Genomic DNA, 17,740 nt, shown 5'->3' with positions numbered 1-17,740 from the left:
GTCTGTATTTTCCTTTTACTTCTAGTTCTTTGGTAGGGTCAGAGCGTCATCTACTAACGCTTTTTGTTGTTTCAAGTGTACCGACATATAGCCTACAGCTGGTGATGCTGATGCAGGACGACCTGCGTATTGAATATCAGCGCCTACTGGGATAGCAGCTCGGAAGTTATGTTGGCTGCTGTACCAAGCACCTTGGTTCTGAGGCTCTTCTTGACACCAAACGTAATCAACGACATTTGTGTATTGTGCAATTGCAGCGCGAACATCCTCGTAAGGGAATGGATATAGCTGCTCAATACGAACAATAGCAACGTCGTCTTGCTCGTTCTTACGTCTTTGGTCAAGTAGGTCGAAGTAAACCTTACCTGAACAGAATACGACGCGTTTTACGTTCTCAGGAGCGATATCGTCAATCTCTGCGATAGCTGGTTGGAACGTACCGTCTGCTAGATCTTCTAGAGAAGATGTACACAGCGGGTGACGAAGCAATGACTTCGGTGACATTACAACCAGAGGACGACGCATAGGTCGAACAACCTGACGGCGAATCATGTGGTAAACCTGTGCTGGTGTTGAAGGAACAACAACCTGCATATTTTGTTCAGCACATAATTGAAGGTAACGTTCAAGACGTGCAGAAGAGTGCTCTGGACCTTGGCCTTCATAACCGTGAGGCAGCAGCATGGTTAGACCACATAGACGTGCCCACTTTTGCTCACCTGACGAAATAAATTGGTCGATAACGACTTGCGCACCGTTTGCGAAGTCACCAAATTGTGCTTCCCAAAGGGTTAGACCGCTTGGCTCTGCTGTTGCGTAACCATACTCGAACGCAAGCACTGCCTCTTCAGACAATACTGAGTCAAATACTTGGAATGGACCCTGCTTATCATGTATGTTCTCGAGTGGAACATACGTGCTTGCGTCTGATTGGTTGTGCAGTACCGAGTGGCGGTGGAAGAAAGTACCACGGCCTGAATCTTGGCCAGATATACGAATACGCTTGCCATCGTCAACAAGTGTTGCGTAAGCCAGAGTTTCAGCCATACCCCAATCGACTTGTTTTTCACCATTCACCATGGCAGTACGATCGTTGTAAAGTTTATTTACTCGGCTTTGTAGCTTGTGGCTTTCTGGGTATTGACAGATCTTAGTACCAAGCTCTTTTAGACGCTTGATATCAACTTTGTTGTCCCAGTCGATATTCCAGTCATGACCTAGATAAGGAGACCAGTCTACTGAGTGAAGTGCCATTGGGCGCCACTCTTTCACCACAACTTCACCGTGATCAAGTGCATCACGATATTCGTTAACCAGCTGAGTTGCTGTATCTATACCAAACTCACCGCGCTCCATTAGCACGTCAGCGTATAGCTTACGTGGTGTTGGATGCTTCTTGATTTTTTGGTACATCAAAGGCTGTGTTGCATTCGGCTCATCTGCTTCGTTGTGACCGTGGCGACGGTAACAAACTAGGTCGATAACGACATCACGTTTGAAGGTATTACGGTAGTCCAGCGCTAAGCGAGCAACAAAAGCAACCGCTTCTGGATCATCAGCATTAACGTGGAAAATCGGAGCCTGTACCATCTTAGCGATATCAGTACAGTACATCGTAGAACGTGTGTCGCGAGGGTTAGATGTTGTAAAACCAACTTGGTTATTTACAACGATGCGAACCGTACCACCTACACAGAAACCACGAGCTTGAGACATGTTAAACGTCTCTTGCACAACACCTTGACCAGCGATTGCTGAGTCACCGTGAATCGTGATTGGCAGTACACGGCTACCATCAGTATCGCTTAGGCGATCTTGACGTGCACGTACTGAGCCGATAACCACTGGGTTTACGATTTCTAAGTGTGATGGGTTAAATGCTAATGCTAAGTGAACGTTGCCGCCCGGTGTCGCAAAATCCGCGGAGAAACCTTGGTGGTATTTCACATCACCAGTCCCCCACGTTTCATCGTGCTTACCCGCGAACTCGTCAAACAGGTCTTGCGGCTTTTTACCAAGCACGTTGACCAGCATGTTTAGACGACCACGGTGAGCCATACCAATAACGACTTCACGCATGCCTTGTCCACCAGCATGACGAATGATCTCTTTCGTCATTGGGATAAGTGCATCACCACCTTCCAACGAGAAGCGTTTCGCGCCTGGGAATTTTGCACCAAGGTAGCGCTCAAGACCTTCAGCAGCCGTTAGCTCTTCTAGGAAAGCTTGCTTTTCTTCTTTGTTGAAAGAGGGTTGACCAGACACAGACTCTAAACGTTGTTGAATCCAACGTTTTTGCTCTGTATTAGTCATGTGCATGTATTCAGCACCAATCGAACCACAATACGTTTGCTTTAAAGATTTATGTAAATCTTTAAGCACCATCGTCTCTTGGCCAATCGCGTAAGAGCCGACGTTGAACGTCTCATTGAGGTCTTCTTCGGTAAGAGTGTGGAAAGAAGGGTCCAGTTCATCAACTTTTGCTCTCTTCCATAAACCTAGGGGGTCTAGATTTGCTGCTTGATGCCCTCGGAATCGATAAGCATTAATCAGTTGCAGAACTTTTACTTGTTTCGCATCGACATCTGGATCACTAACTTGGACACTGTAATGCTTTGTTTCTTGAGCGAGTCGACGGAAGTATTCACGAACACGAGAGTGTGGTTGTTCCACCGCTTCTGAAGCTTGCACAGGCAACTCTTCAAAAACACTTCTCCATTCGCCACTTACCGAATCGGGGTCACTTAGATATAGTTCATAGAGTTCTTCTACGTACGTTGCATTGGCGCCAGCCAAGTGTGAAGACTCGAGCCATGCCTTCATCACGCCGTTGTGCATATTTTCCCTTAACCAGTAGTTTTCACGTTTGCTGCGGTCTATGCCGAGCTATTAAAAGGCCGCCCCAAAACTTCTAGGGCGGCAATTTTTTTATAACTTAAACCGAACGATTGACTAACATGGTCTTAATGTGACCAATCGCTTTCGTCGGATTTAATCCCTTAGGACAAACACTTACACAATTCATGATGCCATGGCAACGAAAAACGCTAAATGCATCATCAAGATCAGACAAACGTTCATCTGTCGCAGTATCTCGGCTATCAATTAGCCAACGGTACGCGGCAAGCAGACCTGCTGGTCCTATGAACTTGTCAGGGTTCCACCAGAACGATGGGCATGACGTTGTACAACATGCACACATGATACATTCGTACAGTCCATCTAAATGAGCACGCTCATCAGGGCTTTGTAAGTTTTCACGTGCCGGTGGTGTGTTACCGTCAGACACTAAGAATGGTTTTACTTTTTCGTAGTTATCATAGAACTGAGTCATATCAACAATCAGGTCACGAATAACAGGTAGACCCGGCAGTGGGCGAACAATAATTTTATCCTTGCTACTAAGAGTTGACAGTGGCGTGATACACGCAAGGCCGTTTTTACCGTTCATATTTAGGCCGTCTGAACCACATACACCTTCGCGGCATGAGCGACGGAAAGCGATCGTCGGATCCTGCTCTTTCAATAGAATGAGCGCATCCAGAAGCATCATGTCTGAGCCTTCTTCCACCTCTAGTGTGTAATCCTGCATGTAAGGCTTCGAATCGACGTCTGGATTGTAACGATACAAAGAGAAAGTCAATTTCATGGTCATGTCTCCTTAATACGTACGTGCTTTTGGTGGGAATGCTTCACGATGGATAGGCTCCATGTTTACACCTCGTTTGCTCATACTCTCTGACTCAGGGTTGTAGAGAGAGTGGCACAGCCACTGTTCATCATCACGATCGGGGAAGTCAAAACGAGCATGTGCACCACGACTTTCTGTGCGGTAATTAGCCGCAAATGCTGTTGCAAAAGCCGTTTCCATCAAGTTATCAAGCTCAAGACATTCGACACGCTGGGTATTGAACTCCGTAGACTTATCGGACAAATGTGCATTTTTCAGACGCTCACGAATCGCTTTAAGCTCTTCTAAGCCCTCAGCCATTGCTTTGCCTTCACGGAATACAGAGAAGTTGTTCTGCATACATTGCTGTAGATCTTTACGGATTTGTGCTGGATCTTCACCGTCTGTGCTGTTTTCCCAACGGTTGTAGCGCTCTAGAGAACGAGCGATATCTTCTTCCGTTGCTGGCTTAGCATCCGCTTGCTTCTTCAGTGTCTCACCTAGGTGTAGACCTGTCGCACGACCGAATACAACCAAGTCAAGCAGTGAGTTACCACCTAAACGGTTAGCACCGTGCACTGATACTGAAGCAATCTCACCACAAGCAAATAGACCTTGTATTTCAACATCACTACCATCTGCACTTTGCTTAATCGCTTGGCCAGAAACTTGTGTTGGTACACCACCCATCATGTAATGACATGTTGGGATCACTGGGATCGGCTCTTTTACTGGATCAACGTGTGCGAATGTACGAGACAGTTCACATACACCAGGTAGACGAGACTCAAGTGTTTCTTTACCTAAGTGGTCCAGTTTCAGTTTAATGTGTGGACCCCAAGGGCCGTCACAACCACGGCCTTCACGGATTTCTACCATCATTGAACGAGCAACAACGTCACGACCCGCTAAGTCTTTCGCGTTTGGAGCGTAACGCTCCATAAAACGTTCGCCATCTTTATTAAGGAGATAGCCGCCTTCACCACGGCAACCCTCTGTTACAAGCGTCCCCGCACCGGCAATACCCGTTGGGTGGAACTGCCACATTTCGATGTCTTGCATAGGCACGCCGGCACGAATCGCCATACCCACACCGTCACCAGTATTGATGTGTGCGTTAGTTGTTGATGCGTAGATACGACCAGCACCACCAGTTGCTAGGACTGTTGCTTTTGCTTTGAAGTAGCATACTTCGCCTGTTTCCATGCAAAGTGCTGTTGTACCAAGAATGGCACCGTCTTCATTCTTCACAAGATCAAGCGCGTACCACTCAGAGAACACGGTTGTTTTGTGTTTGATGTTTTGTTGGTAAAGCGTGTGTAGCAATGCGTGACCAGTACGGTCAGCTGCTGCAGCGGTACGAGCCGCTTGCTCACCACCAAAGTTTTTCGATTGGCCACCAAAAGGACGTTGGTAAATGGTGCCGTTGTCGAAACGAGAAAATGGAAGACCCATTTTTTCTAGTTCGATAACTGATTCTGGCCCATTTTTACACATGTATTCGATAGCATCTTGGTCACCGATGTAATCAGAACCTTTTACTGTGTCGTACATGTGTTGTTCCCAGTGATCTTCGTGCGCATTACCTAGAGCAACCGTAATACCACCTTGAGCAGATACGGTATGAGAACGAGTTGGGAAAACTTTAGAAAGCAATGCACATGATAGGCCTTGCTCTGAAATTTGCAGTGCGGCACGCATACCAGCACCACCAGCGCCGATAACTACGGCATCAAACTCACGAACAGGAATAGTCACTTACGCACCCCACAAAATAAACAGACCAGAGAAGAAATATCCAAGAAGAACCGCAACTACACCTACTTGAAGGCCAACACGCAGTTTAGCGCACTTGATGTAGTCGGTTAGCACTTGCCACAGACCGATCCAAGCGTGAACAAGAACCGAAGTAAGCGCTAACATGGTAAATACTTTAGTGAAGGTTCCACCAAAGAACTGAGTCCATGATACGTAAGAGATATCGGTGAAGGCACAAAAGCTCACCAAATAAATTGTATATAGCGTCATAATGATTGCAGTTGCACGGATCAATAAGAAATCGTGAACACCATTACGGCCAAATGTCGAAACGTTGTTTACCATACTAAAATCCCCGCTAGTAGAGACAATACCGCTGTCGCTGCGAATGCAACCTTAGCGCTCTTTGCGCCAGATTCCAGCTCTTCAAAGTGACCTAAGTCCATAAGAAGGTGACGAATACCACCAGCAATGTGGTAAGCCAAAGCGGTTAAAATGCCCCACAGAATAAACTTCACGAAGAAACCGTCGACAATGTCGCTAGCTTCCATAAAGCCTACTGGGGATGAGAGGGAAATGGATAGTAACCAAAGCAAAATTCCAATCGCAACAAAAGTAATCACCCCAGACACACGGTGTAGGATGGAAGCTATTGCAGTGATCGGAAAGTGGATGGTCTGTAAATCTAAATTAACAGGTCTTGTCTTTCTTTCTTTCACGGGCTTGCTCACTCAGCTCCATTGAGCATTATGGTCATTAAATAACCTTATGATATTGTTATGGACAAAATTTGATCGCAAACCTTCAAAATTTAACATTAACTTAACAAATAACTGAAGTTGAGCCTTAGATAATTGTAAAAAAATTGTTAACGGCACGGTTAAGATAGACACCTCACATTTCTTCTTAGCCTTGCATTTATAAGCTTTTAACCAAATTTTTCATCGCCACTATACGGCTCGCAACATTCTAATACAATTGACGCAACAAATAATGCTACACAGACCAGATTTTTAACGAATTTAATGTGAAAAATACTAACAAGTGCACACAAAGCTGCAGAAAAATTGACTTTCCCACGTAAGACCAGTAAAAAAATGGCTCATAAACATCCTGGACGGATTAAATAATAAACAAAGGAGATTGTTATGGCGGATAAGAAAGCTACCCTTCACATTGAAGGTCAAGCGCCAATCGAGCTGCCGATTACAGAGGGTGTACTAGGTACTCCAGTGATCGATGTTCGTACACTAGGTTCTAATGGTTTTTTCACTTTTGACCCTGGTTTTCTTGCCACTGCATCTTGTGAGTCTCAAATCACTTTTATTGACGGTGGTAAAGGTATCCTTTTACACCGTGGTTATCCAATTGATCAACTTGCCAATAACGCTGATTACTTAGAAGTATGTTACATACTTCTTTACGGTGAAGCCCCATCTCGAGCTGAATACGAACAGTTCAAGACTACCGTGACACGTCACACTATGGTACACGAGCAAATTGCTAGTTTCTTCCACGGCTTCCGTCGTGATGCTCACCCTATGGCTGTAATGTGTGGCGTGGTAGGCGCTCTAGCAGCGTTCTACCACGACTCACTTGATATCAACAACGATACACACCGTGAAATTGCGGCTTACCGTCTAATTTCAAAAATGCCAACACTGGCAGCAATGTGTTACAAATATTCTATTGGTCAGCCGTTTATCTACCCACGCAACGACCTGAGCTACGCAGAAAACTTCCTACACATGATGTTTGCAAACCCATGTGAAGAGTACGAAGTAAACCCTATCGTAGCTCGTGCAATGGATAAGATTTTCACTCTACACGCAGACCACGAACAAAACGCTTCTACATCTACAGTACGTCTCTCTGGTTCATCTGGTGCTAACCCGTTTGCGTGTATCGCAGCAGGTATCGCGTCACTTTGGGGCCCAGCTCACGGTGGTGCAAACGAAGCATGTCTACGTATGCTTGAAGAGATCGGTAGCGTAGATAACATCGAAGAGTATGTTGCAAAAGCGAAAGACAAAGATGATCCATTCCGTTTGATGGGCTTCGGTCACCGCGTCTACAAGAACTACGATCCACGTGCAACAGTAATGCGCGAAGCGTGTCACGAAGTACTTAAAGAGCTAAACATCCAAGATCCACTACTTGACGTAGCAATGGAGCTTGAGCGTATCGCTCTTTCTGATGAATACTTTGTTTCGAAGAAGCTATACCCGAACGTAGACTTCTACTCAGGTATCATTCTGAAAGCGATCGGCATTCCAGTATCTATGTTTACAGTAATCTTCGCGATGTCTCGTACTATCGGTTGGATTGCACACTGGAACGAAATGCACAGCGACCCAACAAACCGTATCGGTCGTCCTCGTCAGCTATACACTGGTGAAGAGCAACGTGACTTTAAAGCACTTCACGAACGTGAATAATTGCGATTAAAGTATGATTGTTAAAAAGGGTTGATGCGAAAGCATCAACCCTTTTTTTTATTCGAGATTCGAGATTCGAGATTCGAGATTCGAGATTCGAGATATTTTGAATCTCCATAACGGCCTGTCAAAGAGATTCCCTACTATTTCCCTCGTCAGTCTAAAGAATGACAGTAGGAACAAACTATACCGTCATCCCCAAGAGCGAGGGACGAGCAAGTTGGGGATCTCATTCAACGAGTAGATAGCCCAGAGAGATTCCATACTATTTCCTTCGTCAATCTAAGGAATGACTATAGGAACAAACTATGCCGTCCCCCCCAAGAGAGTGGGACGAGTGAGTTGGGGATCTCACGAAGCGTATAGAAAAACTTTCGAAGTTCCTCAAAGGTTTAAGGGATACTCTCCAATCGTATCCCTCATCTCGCATCTGCTCTTATACCGGGTTATCAATATCGATAAACTCAACATCCAAGCCGTGCTCTTTTGCTAACCATTCACCTAGTGCTTTAACACCGTAGCGTTCTGTCGCATGGTGACCTGCAGCAAAATAATGGATGGCTTGCTCGCGAGCCGAGTAAGTTGTGCGCTCAGAAATTTCGCCAGAGATAAATGCATCAATACCTTGAGCAGCTGCAAGCTCAATGTAGTCTTGACCACCGCCAGTACACCAACCTACCGTTTCAATCATTTTATCAGCGTTCTCCGGGGCAATGTGTAGCGGCTTACGATTCAATACTTGATCAATTTTTGCCGCAAACTCAGAGCCAGTCATCGGCGTCTTAAATCTACCAAACATAGCGACTGACTGAGGGTGCCCTTCCAAACCACCTTCAACATCGATCTCAAGTAACTCTGCCAGTTTGGCGTTGTTACCAAGCTCAGGGTGGATATCAAGCGGAAGGTGGTAGCCCAATAAATTGATATCGTTTTTGATCAACGTACGAATACGCTTACCTTTCATACCACGAATCGCTTCCGGCTCACCTTTCCAAAAGAAACCATGGTGAACTAACAAAGCGTCAGCCTTTAGCTCAACCGCTTTATTAATCAAAGCTTGCGAAGCCGTAACACCAGTAACGATACGCTTTACCTCAGTACTGCCTTCTACTTGGAGACCGTTTGGGCAGTAATCTTTAATCTGCTGTGGCTGCAGTTTTTCGTTAAGTAGCTTTTCTAACTGTAAGTTATTCATTTTTATTTCCAGCTTACCTTTATAATAACGTCGTTATATCAATTTACGGGTAGAATGTCGAAAGCCCTTCCATTCTGTTTCTAGAGAACAGATGACTGAAGTTTACGAGGAACCGATGACCGAACTGCAACGCTTTTATCAATGGGTGATTAGCTCGCCACCGCTACTAGAAATCAAACCGCCCATTTCTGATCTCACTGTGTTCTCAAACCACCAAAAGCTCGACGATGCACATACTTATGATGGAAACCCTAGATTAGGCTTCCTCTACCAACACCTATGTGAACAAGTCATCACCACTTCGGATAATTATTCAATCAAGCACGATGAGATCCAGATTAATGTTGAGGGACGAACACTCGGCGCAATCGACTTTATCCTGGAAGACACAAGTAGTGAAAAATTAGAACACTGGGAAGTGGCAATTAAGTTTTACCTACTTCACGAGCAAACATGGTTTGGTCCAAACTCTCATGACCAATTAGACAAAAAGCTCGATAGAATGCTCAGCCACCAGCTTGGTATGTCATCTTCAGCCGCCTTTGTTGAGCAGTACCCGGAGATCGATGTCGACTCAAAACACCTTTTGATGCAAGGTCGCCTCTATACCAACCCATTTCTAGAACAAAACGTACCTACGGAGTGTTTGGGATACGACATTAACCCCGGCCAAGTAAACGGATTTTGGTGCTATCAAAATCAGGCTCACCGGATCACCGATACACTCTACCCTCTAACCAAAGAGCAATGGGCCGCAGGAACGGATGATTTCAGCGGTGAACCTATCACCGAATTTGGTGACCGCTTCGTTCATGGACAAACCAAGTCTGGTCAATTCTGGTTTGTAATGCCGCAAAGCTGGCCACACGGCTAATCCATTCGTCATTGGGTTGACTTAGTCTTAGCTGGTTACTCACAGGCAAATAAAAAGGGCTGATGCTTTCACATCAACCCTTCTTCTAATCACGTAGGGACTCTAGTAATCGAGATTCGATTATAGGCCAGCGGCTGCAAATACTTGATTAACAATCTCTTGAGCTTCTGCTTCAATTGCTTTTAGGTGCTCTTCACCTTTAAAGCTTTCACAGTAGATCTTGTAGATGTCTTCCGTGCCTGATGGACGAGCAGCAAACCAACCGTTCTCAGTTGTCACTTTAAGGCCACCAATCGCAGCGCCATTACCTGGAGCATGTGTCAAGCGAGCAGTAATCCCATCACCAGCAAGTGTTTCAGCAGATACCATCTCTGGAGATAGCTTCTTAAGCACGTCTTTTTGCGCACCATTTGCCACCGCTTGAATACGGTTGTACTTAGATTCGCCGTGTTTAGCAGCTAGCTCTTCATAGTACTCTTGTGGGTTCTTACCAGTCACCGCAGTGATCTCTGCCGCCAATAGGCAAAGAATTAGGCCGTCTTTATCTGTTGACCAAGGTGTGCCGTCTTTACGTAAGAAAGAAGCACCCGCACTCTCTTCACCACCGAAACCAAACTGACCATTGTATAGGCCATCAACGAACCATTTGAAACCAACTGGTACTTCACAAAGTTCGCGACCTAAGTCTGCTACAACACGGTCGATCAATGCACTTGATACCAGAGTTTTACCAACTGCAACTTCTTTACCCCAACCTTCACGGTTACGGCATAGATAGTCGATACAAACAGCTAGGAAATGGTTAGGGTTCATTAGACCTTTTGGCGTCACAATACCGTGGCGATCGTAATCTGGGTCGTTCCCAAACGCTAGCGCGTACTCATCTTTAAGCGCAAGCAAGCCCGCCATTGCGTATGGCGAAGAACAGTCCATACGAACCACACCATCTTTATCCAGAGACATAAATTGGAAAGAAGGGTCAACCGCTTCACTTACCAGAGTAAGATCTAAGTTGTACGCTTTACCAATTTGACGCCAGTAATCGATGCCGCTTCCGCCCAAAGGATCAACACCAATTTTGATGTTCGCTTTCTGGATAGCTTCCATATCCACCACGTTAACTAAATCAGCAACGTATGGAGCAACTAGGTCGACTTCTTTCACTAACTCAGACTGTTTAGCCTGTGCGATAGGCGTGCGTTTAACACCTTGCATTTGCTCAGAAATAATAACGTTCGCACGATCTTCAATAGCTTGCGTTAGTTCCGCTTCAGCAGGGCCACCATGTGTCGGGTTATATTTGATACCGCCGTCTTGAGGTGGGTTGTGTGAAGGTGTAATAACAATGCCGTCGGCTTTTTTGTCATTCACTAGATTGTGCGTAAGAATCGCGTGCGAGATACCAGGTGTTGGAGTAAAGCCATTGTTTTCTTGAATAATAACTTCAACACCGTTCGCTACAAGCACTTCAATTACCGTAGAAAACGCAGGTTCAGATAACGCGTGCGTATCTTTACCTAAGAAAAGTGGACCTGTTGTACCTTGCTCAGCACGCACTTCAGCCACTGCTTGTGAAATCGCTAGAATGTGGTTTTCGTTAAATGTTGATTTGTCTGCAGTACCACGGTGACCTGAAGTACCAAACAGTACTTTGTGATCTGGGTTAGTCGCATCCGGTTGCTGTAAGAAATAGTTAGCCACTAAAGCCGGAATATTATGAAGATCTTCCTGCTGAGCTTTTTGCCCAGCACGAGGGTGCATAGCCATTTTTCGACATCCTTATATATAAAATTTAAAAACAAAAAAACCTCATAATATCTTCTTATCCATGGATATTATGAGGTTTAAATCAGATTTCGTTAAATTGAACCTGTTACTTTTTCGATCAATTCTGCTTGGAAATTCATACGGCTCATAAGCTGCTCAACCATCTGTCTCTTACGGCTAGTATTATTATTTGTAATAACCCAAAAAGGACTTTGTGGAATGGCTTTAGGCTTAGTCGTGTTGCCGTTTGCTAACAACGTCGCTTCGTTATCTGCAAAGTAAACACGCTTACGGCCTTTTACTTGAGTTGCTTCTGAAAAGCTTTCAGGGTCGATTTTATGCAGTGTTGATAACACTAACATGAAACGATCAATGGCTTTCTTTAGTGACGCAAACTCATCTGATATTAGTAGTGAGCGCATTTCTTTAACGCCATCGAACTTCTCTGGAGTAAAGCCTACCTCTTTGCTAACAACGATACCTTTCGGCTCTACGATCTCTTCGAGCGGAGCCATGCCTTGGCTATCAACCTGTAACAAGCGGCGCAGAATATCTGAAGCGCTTTCGCCAATACGTTCTGTCTGACCCGCAATAAAACGGTATAGGTCCTCATCAACCTCAATTGTTTTCATTCGCTTTTCACAATCTCAATGTTTAAACTCTTGGGGATTATAGCGAGATCCGCGCGGATACTCTACGTCAAACCCACCATGAATAAGATAAAAATGTCAGTACAGCTCAACTATAAAATCGAAGGTGAGGGTCACACCATAGTTTTGATCCATGGATTATTTGGTAATCTGGACAACCTAGGCTTGCTGGCCAGGGATCTAAAAGTCGATCATCAGGTACTGAGTATCGATCTTCGTAACCATGGACAATCCTTCCACAGTGATACTCATAATTACCAAGCGATGGCACAAGATGTCGCTCAACTGTTGAAAGATCTCGAGCTTAATGATGTTACTGTCATTGGTCACTCGATGGGCGGCAAAGTTGCTATGGCGCTTACCCAACATCTAGAGCTGTATAAACTGGTTGTATTGGACATGGCACCTGTCGCTTACACCCAAAGCCGTCACGACAACGTATTCGCCGGCCTACAAGCGGTCATTGAAGAAAAGCCAGTATCTCGTGCCGAAGCACTTAAAATACTCGCCAAACATATAGAAATAGACGGTGTTCGCCAGTTCTTAACGAAGTCACTGTTTAAGTCAGAACAAGGCATTATGGAGTGGCGCTTTAACGTCACTTCATTATTGAGCAACTACCCACACATTATTGGTTGGGAACCGATCGACAAAACCTCAGTCAAAACCTTACTAATAAAAGGTGGGGAGTCTGATTACCTCACGGCAAAGCACCAAACTGCGGTCCAACAGCAATTTTCTAACGCAAAGGCGCACGTTATTGCGAATACAGGCCACTGGCTACACGCAGAAAAGCCAGATGAAGTACTGAGAGCAATTCGAAAATTCATCGCTTAAGTGCGCTTTTTCATGCAGATAAATGAGAGCTGAGTAATCACTGCACATTAACTTTATCTCGCAACAGTGATATAGTGCGCCCAAGCAAAATTGGTATATAAGGTTCCCATGCTTTACGACTACATGAACATCATTGAATCTGTTGGGTTAGATCTCCTATTTGCCGCGATTTTCTTTTTGATCGGTATGGCAATTAAGGACGTTCTCAAGCAAGGAAATGTTCCTCCATTTGGTCGTCGCATTGTGTGGTTAGTACTTTTCCTTGGCTGTGCAGGTTTTATCGCCAAAGGGATAATCCAACTAAGCTGGGAAGGAACCGGGATCTAACGATTCCCCTCCAAACTTTATTACACCGACAACAGACAAAATGAAAGGTAATGATTCTATGGCAAGTGTAGGTCTCTTCTTTGGTAGCGATACAGGTAACACTGAAGCTGTTGCTAAGATGATTCAAAAGCAATTGAGCAAACAGCTCGTTCACGTTCAAGACATTGCAAAAAGCAGCAAAGAAGATATCGATAACTTCGATCTACTGCTGCTTGGTATCCCAACGTGGTACTACGGCGAAGCACAATGTGATTGGGATGATTTCTTCCCAGAGCTAGAAGCTATTGATTTCTCAACTAAGCTTGTTGCTATCTTTGGTTGTGGTGACCAAGAAGATTACGCAGAATACTTCTGTGATGCTATGGGTACTATCCGTGACATCGTTGAAGCGAAAGGCGGTACTATCCTAGGTTATACTTCTACTGAAGGCTACGAGTTCGAAGCATCGAAAGGTCTAGTTGAAGGCGATGACAGTCAATTCGTTGGTCTATGTATCGATGAAGACCGTCAACCAGAGCTAACTGATGAGCGTGTATCTAACTGGGTTAAACAAATCCACGAAGAGATGTGCCTAGCAGAACTTGAAGACTAATTCTCTGGCAGTTGTCCATTGTTACAATTAGTGACAACTCTTTAGATATGAAAAAACCTCCTAATTGGAGGTTTTTCTATTTGTCTATATAAGATCTGTTTGTCTAAATTAGCACTCTGCTTCTAGTGCTTCGTCATCATCTCTGAATTGTGGCTTCTTTCTGACATACAGCGTACGCTGAATTTCTGAGACCACATTACCCTGTTTATCTTTGACATAGATAATAAACTCAGGAAAACACTTCTCACCAAGTTGAGTCTGATGGTAAATCTCATCAAGCTGACCTTGGCTTATTTCAAAGTCTGCATACAGATCTGACTGACCAGGTTTGATGAAGTTAATGCTCGCCTCTTTGTCCCACACATAATACCTTTCACCTAAAATTCCCATTAACATCAATGAGTAAACAGGATCCGTGAGGGAAAATATGCTGCCGCCATACTGAGTACGATTGGCATTTTTGTTCCACCAGCGCAACTTAAGCACTGTTTTTACTACTCTAAAATCCGAACTAATATGGGCTATCTTTATCCCCGCTCCCCAAAATGGAGGCCAGATATTAAGAGCGAATTTTACGATGTTTGGTTTATATATTTTTGCAAGTTGCTTATTCATAACAACATTCCGTGTTCATATTAGAATTACCGCCACCTTAACTGGTCGTACCTCCACTATAAGTGAGATACTTCCAATTTACAAAACAGATTGTGATGTTGATTAGTAACCCTTTGAAGTTCGTGGTTTATTGTTATGCCTGACTAAACTATAATAGGATTAATATTGAATTCTGTTAATTGCTGCAGATCATCAACAGGAAAGTATATGTCAGACAATAATCAAGCGCTAAAAGATGCTGGTCTTAAAGTGACCCTCCCAAGGCTCAAAATTTTAGAAGTATTACAACAACCAGACTGCCAACATATTAGTGCTGAAGATTTATATAAAAAGCTGATCGACTTAGGTGAAGAGATCGGGCTTGCGACCGTTTATCGAGTATTAAACCAATTCGATGACGCTGGCATTGTGACTCGCCACCATTTTGAAGGCGGTAAGTCTGTATTCGAACTTTCAACACAGCACCATCACGATCACCTAGTATGTCTAGATTGTGGCGAAGTTATCGAGTTCTCTGATGACATCATCGAAGAGAGACAAAAAGAGATAGCGAAGCGTCACAACGTTCAGCTAACGAACCACAGTTTATATCTATACGGTAAAAGCATGACGGGTGATTGCAAAGGTAACCCAGACGCACACAAACCCAAGAAATAAAAAAAACGTTGGCCTCGGCCAGCGTTTTTTATTTGTAGCGATCATGAATACCGATCTAACCGTCACAACAGATAGAGATAATTTTGATAAATTCGATTTTGTCTCACGCCGCTAAAACCTAACCTTTTTTAACTAAATAGGGTGGCTCAGAGACCGCTCAAGCACTTTGCTTATACATTTATAACGCAGAGGGTCAACACAGAAATCCAGACAGAACGGAATATGTGTTTTGGTACAACTCCCGCAATGGAGAAATCACCAATTCTCGACCTGAAGATATTTGATGCCACATTACTAGCAACCAAAATTTACTCCCCATAGGCAGGATATACAGTGACAAAAAAACCGGCACTAGGCCGGTTTTTATTAGATAGCTTGTTAGCGTTAACAATTATGCTTCAGCTTTACCCCAAGTATCACGTAGACCAACCGTGCGGTTGAATACCAACGCGTCAGCTTTAGAATCCTTTGAATCTACACAGAAGTAACCTGTACGCTCAAATTGGAAACCTTGCTCTGCAGCGGCGTCCGCAAGGCTAGGCTCAACAAAACCTTTCAACTTAACCAGAGACTCTGGGTTGATCGTGGCAGCGAAGTCATCCGCAGCAGCAGGGTTTGCCACAGTAAATAGACGATCGTATAGACGAATCTCAGCTGGCAGTGCTTTATCAGCAGATACCCAGTGGATAACACCCTTCACTTTACGGCCATCTGCTGGGTTCTTACCTAGCGTTTCGTCATCGTAAGAGCAGAAAATAGTTGTAATCTTGCCTTCTGCATCTTTCTCGATACGTTCTGCTTTAATTACGTAAGCACCACGTAGGCGAACTTCTTTACCTAGAACCAAACGCTTGTATTTCTTGTTTGCTTCTTCACGGAAGTCATCACGCTCGATCCAAACTTCACGAGTAAATGGTACTTCACGTGTGCCCATTTCAGGTTTGTTCGGGTGGTTAGCGACCGTTAGTGTTTCTACTTTGTCTGCATCGTAGTTTTCAATCACGATCATAACCGGATCTAGTACAGCCATTGCACGTGGTGCATTTTCGTTCAAGTCATCACGGATACAAGACTCAAGTGAACCGAACTCAATCATGTTCTCTTGTTTAGTCACACCGATACGCTTACAGAATTCACGAATAGATGCAGAAGTGAAACCACGACGACGCAAACCAGAGATAGTTGGCATACGTGGGTCATCCCAACCTTGAACTAGGTTTTCAACCACAAGTTGGTTTAGCTTGCGCTTAGACATCACTGTGTACTCAAGATTCAGACGACTGAACTCGTACTGACGAGGTTGGCAATCGATCGTAATGTTATCTAGAACCCAGTCGTACAAACGACGGTTGTCTTGGAATTCAAGAGTACAGATAGAGTGCGTAATACCTTCCAGCGCATCAGAGATACAGTGAGTGAAATCGTACATTGGGTAAATGCACCATTTGTCACCTGTCTGATGGTGGTGAGCAAAACGAACACGGTAGATAACAGGATCACGCATTACCATGAATGACGAGCTCATATCGATCTTAGCACGTAGACACGCTTTACCTTCTTCAAAGCCACCGTCACGCATTTTTTCGAATAGCGCTAGGTTTTCTTTGGGGCTGCGGTCGCGGTATGGGCTTGCTTTACCTGGCTCTTTTAGCGTGCCACGGTATTCGCGGATCTGCTCAGGACTTAGCTCGTCAACGTACGCTAAGCCTTTATTAATTAATTCCACAGCATAAGCGTAAAGCGTATCGAAGTAGTTTGATGAGTAACAAATATCACCAGACCATTCGAAGCCTAACCAGCTTACATCATTCTTAATTGACTCAACGTATTCAACGTCTTCTTTTTCAGGGTTTGTATCATCGAAACGAAGATTACATTGTCCCTGGTAGTCCTGAGCAATACCAAAATTCAAGCAAATAGATTTAGCGTGACCGATGTGCAGGTAACCATTTGGCTCCGGCGGGAAACGAGTATGCACGCTACTGTGTGTACCATCCGCTAAATCTTTATCAATAATTTGGCGAATGAAATTCGATGGACGAGCCTCAGCTTCACTCATCTATAGCACCTCTATATATTTAGTATTGTCAGAGAAAGTTATCTTCCCTCCCCTAGCAAAACGCCACTTTTAACGCTAACCCTAGGTAGAAAGATCATTGTTGCTAATCATCCACAATTCTTAGCCTTTGCACAATAAGAACCATCAGTTAATTGCGATTATTTCTGCTATTCGATGAAGAATAGAACGAACCTTCTCACTTGTCCTCAAGATGCAGATACAAAAAAGCCCCCCAGATGGGAGGCTTTCAATTTGACACTTGCTTGAGAGTATTAGTTACTGCTCAGTTAAGTACTTCCTT

16 protein-coding genes are annotated in these 17,740 nt (G+C 44.3%); 6 read left to right on the top strand and 10 right to left on the bottom strand.

Annotation, left to right across the window (positions count from 1 at the left end; genetic code table 11):
* Window positions 1-21 precede the first annotated feature (21 nt).
* From sucA to sdhC, 5 genes are all read right to left on the bottom strand, one after another.
* Window positions 22-2,838: a 2-oxoglutarate dehydrogenase E1 component gene (sucA, locus tag A3712_RS13855; RefSeq protein ID WP_063523936.1), complete on the bottom strand. Its 2,817-nt coding sequence runs from the start codon at window positions 2,836-2,838 to the stop codon at window positions 22-24.
* 97 nt (window positions 2,839-2,935) lie between these two features.
* Window positions 2,936-3,649, bottom strand: a complete 714-nt coding sequence (locus A3712_RS13850; RefSeq protein ID WP_063523935.1) for a succinate dehydrogenase iron-sulfur subunit — start codon at window positions 3,647-3,649, stop codon at window positions 2,936-2,938.
* Window positions 3,650-3,661: 12 nt separating this feature from the next.
* Complete coding sequence (gene sdhA / locus A3712_RS13845) at window positions 3,662-5,428, bottom strand: succinate dehydrogenase flavoprotein subunit (RefSeq protein ID WP_063523934.1); 1,767 nt, start codon at window positions 5,426-5,428, stop codon at window positions 3,662-3,664.
* Entirely contained in the window at window positions 5,429-5,773 is a 345-nt protein-coding gene (gene sdhD, locus A3712_RS13840; RefSeq protein WP_004737911.1) for a succinate dehydrogenase, hydrophobic membrane anchor protein, read from the bottom strand.
* Window positions 5,767-6,159 (bottom strand): succinate dehydrogenase cytochrome b556 subunit, encoded by a 393-nt coding sequence (gene sdhC / locus A3712_RS13835; RefSeq protein ID WP_019820486.1) that lies wholly within the window; start codon window positions 6,157-6,159, stop codon window positions 5,767-5,769. Before sdhC ends, sdhD begins: the two co-directional genes overlap by 7 nt.
* 417 nt (window positions 6,160-6,576) lie before the next feature.
* Between sdhC and A3712_RS13830 the strand changes: the two genes are divergently transcribed.
* Complete coding sequence (locus A3712_RS13830) at window positions 6,577-7,866, top strand: citrate synthase (RefSeq protein ID WP_063523933.1); 1,290 nt, start codon at window positions 6,577-6,579, stop codon at window positions 7,864-7,866.
* Between the two features lie 436 nt (window positions 7,867-8,302).
* Here the strand turns inward: A3712_RS13830 and A3712_RS13825 are convergent, their stop codons facing one another.
* The gene (locus A3712_RS13825) at window positions 8,303-9,061 is read right to left on the bottom strand and encodes a Nif3-like dinuclear metal center hexameric protein (RefSeq protein WP_063523932.1); all 759 of its coding nucleotides are present in this window, start codon (window positions 9,059-9,061) and stop codon (window positions 8,303-8,305) included.
* 115 nt (window positions 9,062-9,176) lie between these two features.
* Between A3712_RS13825 and A3712_RS13820 the strand changes: the two genes are divergently transcribed.
* A complete protein-coding gene (locus tag A3712_RS13820; protein WP_063524012.1) occupies window positions 9,177-9,935 on the top strand; it encodes a DUF1853 family protein in 759 nt (252 codons plus the stop codon).
* Window positions 9,936-10,055: 120 nt separating this feature from the next.
* Here A3712_RS13820 and pgm read toward each other — a convergent pair whose 3' ends face one another.
* Both pgm and seqA read right to left on the bottom strand, forming a co-directional pair.
* The gene (gene pgm / locus A3712_RS13815; RefSeq protein ID WP_063523931.1) at window positions 10,056-11,702 is read right to left on the bottom strand and encodes a phosphoglucomutase (alpha-D-glucose-1,6-bisphosphate-dependent); all 1,647 of its coding nucleotides are present in this window, start codon (window positions 11,700-11,702) and stop codon (window positions 10,056-10,058) included.
* A gap of 92 nt (window positions 11,703-11,794) precedes the next feature.
* On the bottom strand, window positions 11,795-12,334 hold the full coding sequence (gene seqA / locus A3712_RS13810) for a replication initiation negative regulator SeqA (protein ID WP_063523930.1): 540 nt from the start codon (window positions 12,332-12,334) through the stop codon (window positions 11,795-11,797).
* 93 nt (window positions 12,335-12,427) lie between these two features.
* On the opposite strand from seqA, the gene A3712_RS13805 reads away from it, so the two are divergent.
* The 3 genes from A3712_RS13805 (at window position 12,428) to fldA (ending at window position 14,108) form a co-directional block, all read left to right on the top strand.
* A complete protein-coding gene (locus A3712_RS13805; protein ID WP_063523929.1) occupies window positions 12,428-13,189 on the top strand; it encodes an alpha/beta fold hydrolase in 762 nt (253 codons plus the stop codon).
* Between the two features lie 108 nt (window positions 13,190-13,297).
* Window positions 13,298-13,516: a DUF2788 domain-containing protein gene (locus A3712_RS13800; RefSeq protein ID WP_004737900.1), complete on the top strand. Its 219-nt coding sequence runs from the start codon at window positions 13,298-13,300 to the stop codon at window positions 13,514-13,516.
* Window positions 13,517-13,574: 58 nt separating this feature from the next.
* A complete protein-coding gene (gene fldA / locus A3712_RS13795) occupies window positions 13,575-14,108 on the top strand; it encodes a flavodoxin FldA (protein ID WP_004737899.1) in 534 nt (177 codons plus the stop codon).
* Between the two features lie 108 nt (window positions 14,109-14,216).
* Here fldA and A3712_RS13790 read toward each other — a convergent pair whose 3' ends face one another.
* Window positions 14,217-14,723: a DUF4442 domain-containing protein gene (locus A3712_RS13790; protein ID WP_063523928.1), complete on the bottom strand. Its 507-nt coding sequence runs from the start codon at window positions 14,721-14,723 to the stop codon at window positions 14,217-14,219.
* A 207-nt stretch (window positions 14,724-14,930) separates the two neighbouring features.
* On the opposite strand from A3712_RS13790, the gene fcrX reads away from it, so the two are divergent.
* Entirely contained in the window at window positions 14,931-15,380 is a 450-nt protein-coding gene (gene fcrX / locus A3712_RS13785) for a ferric iron uptake transcriptional regulator FcrX (protein ID WP_063523927.1), read from the top strand.
* A gap of 391 nt (window positions 15,381-15,771) precedes the next feature.
* Here the strand turns inward: fcrX and glnS are convergent, their stop codons facing one another.
* Window positions 15,772-17,439, bottom strand: a complete 1,668-nt coding sequence (glnS, locus tag A3712_RS13780; protein ID WP_063523926.1) for a glutamine--tRNA ligase — start codon at window positions 17,437-17,439, stop codon at window positions 15,772-15,774.
* Window positions 17,440-17,740: the final 301 nt, after the last annotated feature.

Source organism: Vibrio sp. HI00D65 (assembly GCF_001635455.1).
Taxonomy (GTDB): Bacteria; Pseudomonadota; Gammaproteobacteria; order Enterobacterales; family Vibrionaceae; genus Vibrio.
This window is presented reverse-complemented; position numbering and strand designations above follow the sequence as displayed.